An 11184-nucleotide genomic window follows, 5' to 3' on the forward strand; every position below is an offset into this window, starting at 1 on the left:
TCCTCCAACTTCAGCTTATAACAAAGAATTTATCACTCTTGTAAAATCGGTAGCTTGACGGTAAAGGTTGCGCCAAGCCCCGCTCCAGAACTTTCGGCATGGATCGTGCCATTGTGGAGTTCGACTAGGTGACGAGCGATCGCCAATCCCAGTCCCAATCCCTTAGCTGAATTTGCTCCTTCGGCTTGACGGAAGCGATCGAACACATGGGGAAGAAAATCAGTAGCAATGCCAATACCCGTGTCTGTAATCCCGATCTCGGCTACTTTTGATTCCCAACTCTCCTTCACTACCAATTGAACAGTGATGCTGCCTGATTCTGGAGTGAATTTAATGGCATTAGTCAGGAGATTACAGATAATTTGTTGCAGGCGATCGCGATCGCCCAAAACAGTAACACTCGGATTGCGGTCGGTTGGTTGCCACTGTAAATGAATGTCTTTGGCGATCGCAGCAGTCTTGACTGCTGCGATCGCGTTTTCAATTACCGATTGCAGTTCGACAGGCTGAAGACTCAAACGCACTTTACCTGCTGTAATGCGGGAAATATCCAGCAAGTCCTGAATCAGTTTGGCTTGCAGCGTGGCATTACGCTCGATCGTCTCTAGCGATTTCATTAACATAGATTGACTGGGTGGTGAGCCGCGCAACAACCGCGTCCAACCGAGAATGGCAACCAAGGGAGTATTTAGTTCGTGGGAAACGGTTGACAACAACTCATCTTTTCTACGGCTGGTGGTTCTTTCCTGGCGGAGTGCTTCTCCCCGTAGTTGCGCCATCTGGAGATGGGCATTCACGCGAGACACTAGTTCCTGAGCGGAAAAGGGTTTGATCAGGTAGTCATCCGCCCCCGCTTCTAGCCCTTCTACGATCGATTCTTCTCCGGCACGGGCAGAAAGCAGAATGATGGGAATCTCTCTGGTTTGTGGGTCGGCACGCAATGCTTTTAGCAATGCAAAGCCGTCTAGTCCTGGCATCATCACATCGCTCAGCACCAGATTTGGCGCTTGTTCTTGAACCGCCGCCAGCGCCGTTGCTCCATCCGCAACTGCTTCGACTTGGACGTATTCGCTTAATATTCTTGTCAGGTAATCGCGCATATCGGCATTGTCATCGACCAGGAGAATGCGAGCAGAAGGGAATGTAGCATCTGTCTGTAACCCCAGAGATTCCCCTAAATTCCCCTTGACAAGGGGGACTTTTACTATATTTTCTCCCCGAAGATCGGGTAGCTGGGGGGGAGCTGAATCTGCTGGTATCCAACGCTCTGCCTCTTCAACATAGGAGGCAGCACCGATCGCTGTTGATGCCAGAGTGCGTGTTGTTGTGGTACGTTCGCGAAGCGTCTCCGAAGGAGAATCGCCTACGACTCGACGTAGGCGATCGCCCTGTAGGTGAGCTGTGCCTAAAGGAATTGTGACGGTGAAGCAGGTTCCTTGTCCCACAACACTGCTTACGTCTACAGTTCCGCCATGCAGTCGAATCAGTTCATGCACTAGGGCTAGACCAATCCCAGACCCTTCATGTGTCCGTGCTTGCGCTCCTCGTACCTGGTAAAATCGCTCGAACAGATGGGGCAGTTCTTCCGGCGCAATTCCTGTACCTGTATCTTGTATTTGTAACCGGACGCGTTCGGCTCTGCCGTTGCGCTGCGCGCATTCGCCATCAGCTCGATGCAGCCTAACAGCGATTTCGCCTTCTAGGGTGAACTTAAAGGCGTTGGAGAGCAGGTTAAGGACAATTTTTTCCCACATCTCGCGATCGACATACACGGGTTCTGGCAACGGTGGGCAATCGACCCGAAGCCGCAGCCCTGCCCGCTCGATCGCAGAACGGAATACGCTGGCTAGCTCCGTCGTGAACATTGCCAAATCGGTCGGTTCGTAGACTGCTTCCATGCGTCCAACTTCGATGCGCGAGAAGTCGAGCAGGGTATTGACCAATTTTAGAAGTCTATTCGCATTTCGATGCGCCAGTTCCAGTCGTTCTCGTTGAGACGGAGCTAGGGGATTGACCGAATCGCTCAACGCATCTTGCAGGGGAGCCAGCAGGAGCGTCAGAGGAGTGCGGAATTCGTGCGAGACGTTGCTGAAGAAGAGGGTTTTGGCGCGATCGAGTTCTGCTAGATTTTCGGCGCGTTGCCGTTCTTGTTCGCGGGCAGATTGTTCTCGCACCCGCTGAATTTCTGATTCGCGCAAAGATTCTTCGGCGCGGGCGCGTTCGACCGCCGCCCAAGTGCGCTCGGCAACCTCTTCGAGCAGCCGCAAGTCGGCATCGATCCAGTGGCGTGGTTCGCTGTGCGTGATTCCGAGCATAGCGGTCAGCCGTCCGCGTTTGATCGAGGCGACACCCACGCCCGCGCGGATTCTCGCCGCGCGATAAGACTCGCGGCTGTCTTGCAACCGTGGATCGGTTTCCGTGTCATCGTAATAGATCGTCCGTCCGGCAATCAAATCATCATAAAATCCGAAGTCTTGCAGTCGCCACAGGGATGGCATGGAGATGCGTGAGTTCGTGCGTCCCTCCCGCGTCACAACGCGTTCACTGTCTGCATCGAACTCGTGATAGACCGCGCTATCAACCTCGAAATGATCCGCCACATAATCCATCGCGGTTCGCAGCACCTCAACCGAATCGGCGATCGGGCGCAATGCATCGCTGAGCCTGAGCAGAAACGTCTGCTCTTGTTCTTGGCGTTTGCGCTCAGTAATGTCGTCGTAGAGCACCGTGAAACCGTCTGCTCCGCCAAAAGGAGTGACGTGAAACGCAAACCACTTCTGATTGTCTGGAACGAACTGTTCAAAGCGTTCCGGCTGTCCATTTTTAAGGACGCGCTCAACAATCTCCAACCAGGTGCGGTAGTAGGTTGGAAAGACTTCACTCGCTAACAGATCGAGGGCGCTGCTCCGGTCAAATCCTGTCTGTCTTTCATAGGCTGGGTTGAGTTCAAGATAACGGGCATCCACAGCGCAGCCACTCTCGTCACGGACAAGCTCGCCGATCGCCAGCCCCTCGTTCATCGACTCAAACAGCGATCGATATTTGGCTTCTGATTCGCGCAGCCCCACTTCAGCGCGGGCGCGTTCGATGCGTGGGAACACCCGCTCGGCGACCACCCGCACGACCTCAATCTCATCCGCCCGCCAGTCGCGCGGCGAGGAATCGGTCACGGTGAGGTAAGCCACCCACCGCTCCCTGTGGTGAAACGGCACCGCCAAAATTGAGCCGACCGACAGGCGAGCATAGGCTTCGGCATCGGTTCGCTCGTCGGTGATCGTGTCGCGCACGATAAAAGTCTCGCGGTTCCGCTGCGATCGCGCGAACTCATCGGTCAGGAAGTCGGCGATACGGAACCTTTGCTTGAGGCTCGGCAGTCCTTGGAGTTGCCAGGCGTGATGCACCATCACCTCGTCGCGTTCCTCATCCACATCGACGAAAAGGCACAAGTTCAGGTTCAACGCTTCCCCCAGTCGCCCGCCAGCGGCGTTGATGATCTCGTCGGGCATCACCAGACGGGTCAAATCGTCGGCGATCCCTGCCAGTAGGACGCTGTTCGCCTCGACCCGTTTGCGCTCGGTGATGTCGGTAAACAGGACTGCCACTCGGCGGCTACCCTCTCCGCCCAGACGAAAAACATACAGGTCGAAAACGCGACCCAGAGTGGCTTCGCCTTCTTCAAACCGGATCGATTTACCTGTGGCAGCAACCTGCCCATAAACCTTTGCCCACTGTGGATTGGGGGTTCCCAGCAGTTCTGTCGCTTTGCGTCCAACCGGATACTCCATACCCGTCTGTGCCACAAATGCGGGGTTGACTTCTAAAAAGAGAAAGTCATTCCATTCGCCGTTGTCATCTGCCAGAACTTCGACGACGGCATACGCCTCATCCATTGAGTTGAACAGCGATCGATATTTCGCTTCCGACTGGCGCAAGTCTGCTTCGGCGCGGGCGCGTTCGATGCGGAGCCAAATGCGGGCGGAGATTTCCCGCAAAAGCTCGATTTCGTCCTCGCGCCAAACCGAAGGCTTGTTGCGCGTGACACCCAGATCGAAAACCCAGCGTCCATTGCTTAAGTAGGGCGTGTTGACGATCGAAGCGATGTTGAATGCCTCAAACGCTACCATCTGTTCGGGCGATCGCGTTCCGTCGCGCACGTCGTTCACGACCATCGAATGCCCGGCACAGAGCAGGCGGTTTTCTTCTTCGGTGTGATAATCGGCGAGTATGTAGCTCCCGCCGATCTCAAGCTGACCGACGGGACGGCTGGGGAGCAGATATGTGCATTCGCCCGCCTCCGGGGAAATCTCAACAAACAAGGAGCGCGACAGATTGAGATGTTCGGCGATGCGTTTGCCCGCCATTTCCATGATTTCCTCGGCAGTGGCAAGCGGCGCAAAATCGTTCATCAAATCGGCGAGGAAAGCGAGATTTGCTTCGCGGTGTTTGCGTTCGGTGATGTCGGTAAACAGAAGCGACACGCGGTTGTCGCCCGCCACGCCGACGCGCAGCGCGTAAACGTCATACCAAATGCCCATCGCTTCGGTGTATTGTACGAAGCGCATCGACTGACCCGTGCGGGCAACGCACGCGAACCGCTCGAACCAGAGGCGTTCGAGGTCGGGCTGAAACTCGCTGATGCGGTTACCGATTGGATTGATGTAGCCGGTCTGCTGCTCGAACGCCGGATTCGCTTCTAGATAAATCCAATCAACCACGTTGCCCTCGTCGTCCTCGATTAATTCAAAAATGCAAAAGCCTTCATCAATCGAATTAAACAAAGTGCGGTATTTTTCTTCTGAATCACGCAATGCGGCTTCTGCTTGCTTGCGATCGGTGATATCACTCGCGGCTCCGAACCATTCAATAATTTCACCCTGCGGATTCAGCAACGGAATGGCACGCGAAAACGTCCAGCCGATCGTGCCGTCTTCTCGAAAAACGCGGTGTTCTAGTTCAAAATCGCTTTTGGTTTGGATGGCTGACTCAATGGCAGCCCACACCTGCGGCTGTTCATCTTCAGGAATATATCGATTGAGCCAGGTACGCTTCGGATTGGTGGTGCTGGCGATAAACTGCTTGCCATCGAGATTGTGCATCACGCTCCAATCTGCGCTCATTCGATACACAATGTCCGAGCTGGCTTTGGCGAGGGCGCGGAAATGCGCTTCACTCTCACGCAGGGCAGCTTGGGCTTGTCGCTGCTCAATCAGGTCAGCCGCTTGACGGGCGAGTAAATCGAGAAAGCGCAGTTCGCGATCGCTCGGTCGATGGTGTTTGCGCCAATGGGTGGAAACCATGCCGATCGCTTTACCCGAACGGGCAATCAGCGGAGTAGACTGAGCGGAAAGATAGCCAGCGTCAACGTGCATCTGCAAAGAACCGTCGGGGTCTTCGCTCTGGGGTACATCAAAATCAACAAAAGTGCGATCGCCATTTCTTAATGCAATGCCGCAAGGAGTATTAGAACTGGCATTGACGTGGTAGAAATGGTCGGTCATATCGCGCTCAAAGCCCTGAGTGGCAAGCAGTAGCAGGTCTTGCGTCGCTTCATCGAGAATTTGTACCGTTCCCGCATCTGCCCGTGTGAGCGCGATCGCTGTTGCCACAATCTCTTGATAAATCGCCTGAATGTCATCCTCAGTGGTGAGTCGTGCGCTCAGGTCATGCAACAATTGTGTATCTTTAAGGTCTGCCGCGATCGCTGCTTCGGCAATTTTGCGATCGCTAATGTCATAGGAAACGGCAAGCACTGCATAGACTTCGCCATTTGGAGAACGCAGCGGTGTTCCTCGTGAGATATAATAGCGATCGTGAGCGTTGTGTTCGTACTCAAACGACTCGCCAGCAAGAGCTTTACGGTACAACATCTCATAATTCGTCGTTAATTCGGGCGGCAGCACCTCGAAAATTGTTCGTCCGATGAAATCTTCGGGTTTGAATCCGGCTGCGGATAAAGCTTCTCCTTCGGCAAGCAGGTAGCGGAGATCGCGATCGACGACAAACGCAGCCCCACCAGGAAGATTCGAGATTAAAGCCCGTGCGCGATCTTCTGCCTGTCTGTGTTGCTCAACTTTTGCCTCCAAAGCCGCGTTGACAGCCAGCAATTCCCTCGTTTGTTGCTGTTTCAAGAGTAGGGCTGCGGCGGTAAAGTCTGCCAAACTTGTCATCACCCGCACATCTTCTGCGTCAAAATGCCGTTGCTCGTCGTGCGACATAATCCAAATCGCGCCGATCGCATGGTCATCAGCAATCAAGGGCAAGAGTAAGGCTTCAACGATCGGGGTGTTCGCGTCATGAAGATACGTGAAATACCGTTCAGGATGAGAAAAAAGCTGCGGTGTGCCGCGATCGACACAAACCCCACAAGGGCTAAAGTCGCGGGGAATCAAGCCATCGTGTGTGAATCTTCCAGCTAATTCACTCCAGCGAAAGACTTCTTCCCCGTCGCTCGTTTCTAGCAAGCTCACGCCTGCTGTCCCCGCCTGACATAGCTCTAGGGCGATTTCTACCAAAGTTTGCAGCAGGCTTTCTGAATCGCGCGCCATCTGCCGTGCCAGAGGTTGCATTGCCTGAGCTTCTGCTTGCCAATTAGGGGGACGGGGCGATCGCCGCGATAATTCCTTAGTAATTAAAATATCATCTAGCGTTACTGTCTCCGATCGCTGTCGCTGCATTTTTCTTACTGCTACAGTGTTTGGGGGTTATCGTTCGATTCGGCAGAAGCTACTAACGGCAGCTTGACAATAAAAGTTGCGCCGCACCCTTCTCCATCGCTTGCTACTTCAATTATATCTCCGTACAGTTGGACGCTTGAGAATCAGTGGGATCGAGCCGAACTTATACTATCCTTTCCTTTAATGTAACTGTAATAGCATTTAGTAAAAAGGCAGATTGCTTGCTCAATTTCCCAGATTGCTAACTCATGCGGTTAATTCACGTACTCTTGACTTAACATCGCTCGCGATCTCAAGGCTTGCTGCCAATATTTTTTTGTAAAGCAGCGGCAAGGCGTTCTCTCACTTTAGGCGCTCGAAATCCTAAAACAATATCCTGGGGTGCAATGCCACGCCCAACTAGTTCTCGATCGATGACAATTTCAGTGCTATTGTGTTGAATCCAGACTTTGCCCTCAATCAAGTCTAGCTGCATGGCACAACCATAGATGCGGTAGTCGTTGCGCCAACCATTGTGCATGACCAGATAGCGATCGCGCTGCTCGTCAAAAATCAACTGAGCTTCCGGATCGTCAGCGGCAAAATCTTGCAAGAAATCACGTACAATTTGGCGATATTGGTTTACTCGATCCATTGCTCGATCGCCTCCCGATCTGAATTATAAATAATCAACCGAACGTCGTAGCGGTTTATTGCTGTTTTGGCTGGCTCGAAGCGCAAAAAAGTTTGATATACATCCCTGGGAACCGCTAGATAAAGAATGCGGTCTGGCTCTTCTGAAGCTTCTAAGGCAATGCGATAGTTTAAGAATTGTCCAAGGGCAGTATGAAATTCGGAGATTGTTGAACCTGACACAAAGCTTTTCACTTCAACTGCGATTTTACGCCCTGCTTTTTCGGCAGCGATCGCTTCCTCTGCCGCAAGGTCGATGTAAATATCGGCAACGCCATAGCGCAGGCGATAGGGGTCGTGGGTAATTATCCAGCCATCTTTTTGCAGTGCGAGCTTGACGGTATCATGAAAAATGTCTTTTGCCATATTACCTACACTGTCAAACTAATGGCAGCTTGACGGTAAAGGTTGCCCCGCGCCCTTCTCCCTCGCTTGCTGCTTCGATCGTACCGTGGTGCAATTCAACCAAGTGACGGGCGATCGCCAAGCCAATTCCCACACCTCCAGGAGAATGAGAGCTGGGTACTTCAGCTTGACTAAAGCGATCGAAAACTTGGGGGAGAAACGATTGTGCAATGCCAATTCCAGTATCGGTAACGGTAATTTGAGCAACAGAACCAAGGCGTTCCAGCCGGATGTTTACTTGTCCTCCTTTAGCTGTGAATTTGATCGCATTGGATAGCAAATTTATGATGATTTGTCGCAGGCGATCGGGATTGCCCAAAACAGAGATTTCTACACCGTCAGGTATCGTCTCGACCAGTTGAATTTGCTTTGCTTGGGTTGTTTCACGTAGCGTTGTCACAATTTCTTTAGTCAGGGTGACGAGATTGACTCTTTGAAGCTGTAATTGAAACTTTCCTGAGAGAATGCTAGAAATATCTAACAAATCTTTCACCAGTTTTGCTTCAATTGTGGCATTGCGCTCGATCGTTGCCAATGCACGAGCCATCTTGGTTTGGTCAAAAGGTTTTGTTTGTAATAAGCGCGCCCAACCGAGAATCGCGGCAAGTGGGGCTTGCAGTTCGTGAGTTACGGTCATGAGAAACTCATTCTTAAGGCGGTTGGCGGATTGCTCCTGGCGCAGGCGTGACATTTGTAGTTGCGTCTCTACTCGCGCCACCAGTTCGCGGGCAGAGAAGGGTTTGATCAGGTAATCATCTGCCCCTGCTTCCAGTCCTTCGATCGTTGCTTCTTCTCCCGCCCGTGCCGATAGTAGAATAATCGGAAGACTTTTGGTTGCAGGGTTAGCACGCAATGCTTTTAGCAACGCAAACCCGTCTACCTCTGGCATCATTACATCGGTCAGCACCAGATCGGGGAGTTTTTGTTGGATTAAGTTAAGGGCGATCGCACCATTTGCTGCTGTTTCCACCTGAGCGCGTTGACTTAACAACCGCTTCAAATAGTCACGCATATCGGCGTTGTCATCTACCAGGAGAATTTGGGATTTGGGATTTGGGATTTGGGATTTTAGATTCTCAGTCTGCTCGTTTGAGTTGCGATCTAATCCAAAATCTGCAATCGGCAATCTCAAATCCTCTTGGGGTAGCCACTGCAATACTTCCTCGACGTAGGGAAACGCTCCTATTGGGGTTGAGGTAATCGTGCGATTTGCCCCAATCCGCTCAGCGCTTAGATGAGCGCGCCCAGTTGGAATCAATACGCTAAAGCAACTGCCTTCCCCCTTAACACTGCTAACCTTAAGCGTTCCACCATGCAGTTTTACCAATTCCTCACAGAGCGATAAACCAATCCCCGATCCTTCAAATGTCCGTCCCTGCGCTCCTTTGACCCGATGGAATCGTTCAAACAGACGGGGAATTTCTGCGGCTGGAATACCAATGCCCGTGTCTTGTACCGCTAGCTCAACCGAATCGCCGACTTGATGCAGGCGAACGGTAATCGCACCTGTAAACGTGAATTTGAAAGCGTTTGAGATCAAATTGAGAACAATCTTTTCCCACATCTCGCGATCGACATACACTGGCTCAGGTAGCGGTGGACAATCCACCACCAAGCGCAGGTTTGCCTTCTCGATGCAAGCGCGGAATACCGACGCTAGCTCTGCTGTAAAGGTTGCCAGATCGGTCTGTTCGTAAACGGCAGAGATGCGATCGCTTTCAATCCGTGAGAAATCCAGTAGCGTATTCACCAGCTTTAGCAACCGCAACCCATTGCGCTGCATCACTTCAATGCGCTGCCGTTGATTGGGCGACAGTGGATCATCTCGATCGGTTAACGCATCTTCGGCAGGACCCAACATCAAGGTGAGGGGTGTGCGAAATTCATGGCTAACATTGCTGAAGAACTCAGTTTTGGCGCGATCGAGTTCTGCCAACGCCTCTGCTCGCTGGCGTTCCTGCTCATAGCTTCGAGCCGTTGCAATGGAACTTTCAACCTGCTGGGCGACCAGTTCGAGGAATGAGCGGTATTCGGCATTGAACTGGAGGCGGGGGCTGATTCCTGCCACCAGCAGACATTCCACCTGTTCTTTGTTGCTTGACAGAATGGGGAGAATGAAGGCAGAATGGGGACTTTCTCCCCACGGTTCGACGGGGAGCGATCCGAAGCGATCGACGACATCAGTAATCAGCAGTGGTTCACGGCTCTGGAGAACGTCCCCCAGCGACCAGCAACTTGAGCGATCGGTCAAATCGATCTCTCTTGGCGCAGCAACACTGTCTACGCTAAGCCCACTTAAAGCTACCCGTTCTGCTAAGTTGCCTTGCTCGTTGACCTGATAGAACAAAGCAAAGGGAATATCGTAGGGATTGATTGCATCGGCAGCAGCAAGACAGGCGGAAGTGCGCGTTTTTGTCCCGTTTCCAGCCGTGGCTAGCTCTCGCAGCATGGTCAAGCGACGTTGACCAATCACCTGCTGGGTCATCTCAATCGCGGTCGCAAAGATTCCACTGATCTTGCCCGCCTCATCCCAAATGGGGCTATAGCAGAAAGTAAAATAGGTTTCTTCCAGGTAGCCAAAGCGCAAAATGGGATAGAGCTGATCTTCCACAAAAACGGCTACACCCGTATTCCTGATACCCTCACACAGGAGTTTAAGCTGGTCATCCCAAATTTCTGACCACGTCTCGCGCATGGGTTGCCCCAGCGCCTTGGGGTGATATGCCCCATAAATAGCAATCATGGCATCGTTGTAAAGCTGGATGACGTCCTCTCCCCAGAGAATGGTGTGGGCAAAGCGAGACGCGAGCATCGTGCTAACAGAGGTACGCAGGCTCTGTGACCAGTTCTCGACTGGACCTAGTGGGGTGGTTGACCAATCGTGCGATCGGATCAATGCACCCATCTCGCCCCCCCCTGCCAGAATCGTCTCGGACAAGGAACCGGATTGGGCTTGGGGAGTCATTGTCGTCCCTTCTCCTGAATAAAAATGTTGATTTTTCAGCCAGTTGAACGAATCGCACTTGTGCTTGTAGAAGCGCGTCCAGCCAATCGAGTCACCATTTCAATCAACTCTGTAGGTTGAGCTAGCTTGTGCAGATGCGACTCAAATCCAGCTGCCAGTGCTTTTGAGCGATCCTCTTCTAGATAGGCGGTAAGCGCAGCCGCCGGAATATGCCATCCTTTCTTGGCTTCCAGTGCCCGCACTTTGCTAATCAAGCTATACCCATCTTCATGAGGCATCCGAATGTCGCTAACTAAAACATCGGGATGGAATTGCTCCATTGCCTCTAACGCTGCTGCGGCGGTTGCTACTGCCGTTACGCGAATGCCATGTGACTCCAAAACAGCGGTAACAAATTCGCGGGCATCGGTTTCGTCGTCCACCACAAGAACCTGTAAGTCGTCAAGGGTGTGTGGCAGTACGGTGAGG

General features: G+C 52.4%; 5 protein-coding genes. All 5 read right to left on the bottom strand.

The genetic code is table 11. The annotated features are described in order from the left end of the window. Positions 1-32: 32 nt before the first annotated feature. On the bottom strand, positions 33-6674 hold the full coding sequence (locus tag C7Y66_RS05405; protein ID WP_199197257.1) for an ATP-binding protein: 6642 nt from the start codon (positions 6672-6674) through the stop codon (positions 33-35). A gap of 292 nt (positions 6675-6966) precedes the next feature. After that, a complete protein-coding gene (locus C7Y66_RS05420; RefSeq protein WP_106544773.1) occupies positions 6967-7308 on the bottom strand; it encodes a XisI protein in 342 nt (113 codons plus the stop codon). After that, a complete protein-coding gene (locus C7Y66_RS05425; protein WP_106544774.1) occupies positions 7296-7712 on the bottom strand; it encodes a XisH family protein in 417 nt (138 codons plus the stop codon). The genes C7Y66_RS05420 and C7Y66_RS05425 overlap by 13 nt, the downstream gene beginning before the upstream one ends. Before the next feature lie 13 nt (positions 7713-7725). Beyond that, the gene (locus C7Y66_RS05430) at positions 7726-10716 is read right to left on the bottom strand and encodes an ATP-binding protein (RefSeq protein ID WP_106544775.1); all 2991 of its coding nucleotides are present in this window, start codon (positions 10714-10716) and stop codon (positions 7726-7728) included. Positions 10717-10751: 35 nt separating this feature from the next. Continuing rightward, a partial coding sequence (locus C7Y66_RS05435; protein WP_146149738.1) for a response regulator occupies positions 10752-11184 on the bottom strand: 433 nt, incomplete at its 5' end.

The sequence above is a fragment of the Chroococcidiopsis sp. CCALA 051 genome, from assembly GCF_003015105.1.
GTDB lineage: Bacteria > Cyanobacteriota > Cyanobacteriia > Cyanobacteriales > Chroococcidiopsidaceae > Chroococcidiopsis > Chroococcidiopsis thermalis.

Bases quoted from the DNA above. Each gene is read 5' to 3' on its own strand.
- C7Y66_RS05405 (WP_199197257.1), bottom strand. From the start codon at position 6,674: ATGCAGCGACAGCGATCGGAGACAGTAACGCTAGATGATATTTTAATT.
- C7Y66_RS05420 (WP_106544773.1), bottom strand. From the start codon at position 7,308: ATGGATCGAGTAAACCAATATCGCCAAATTGTACGTGATTTCTTGCAA.
- C7Y66_RS05425 (WP_106544774.1), bottom strand. From the start codon at position 7,712: ATGGCAAAAGACATTTTTCATGATACCGTCAAGCTCGCACTGCAAAAA.
- C7Y66_RS05430 (WP_106544775.1), bottom strand. From the start codon at position 10,716: ATGACTCCCCAAGCCCAATCCGGTTCCTTGTCCGAGACGATTCTGGCA.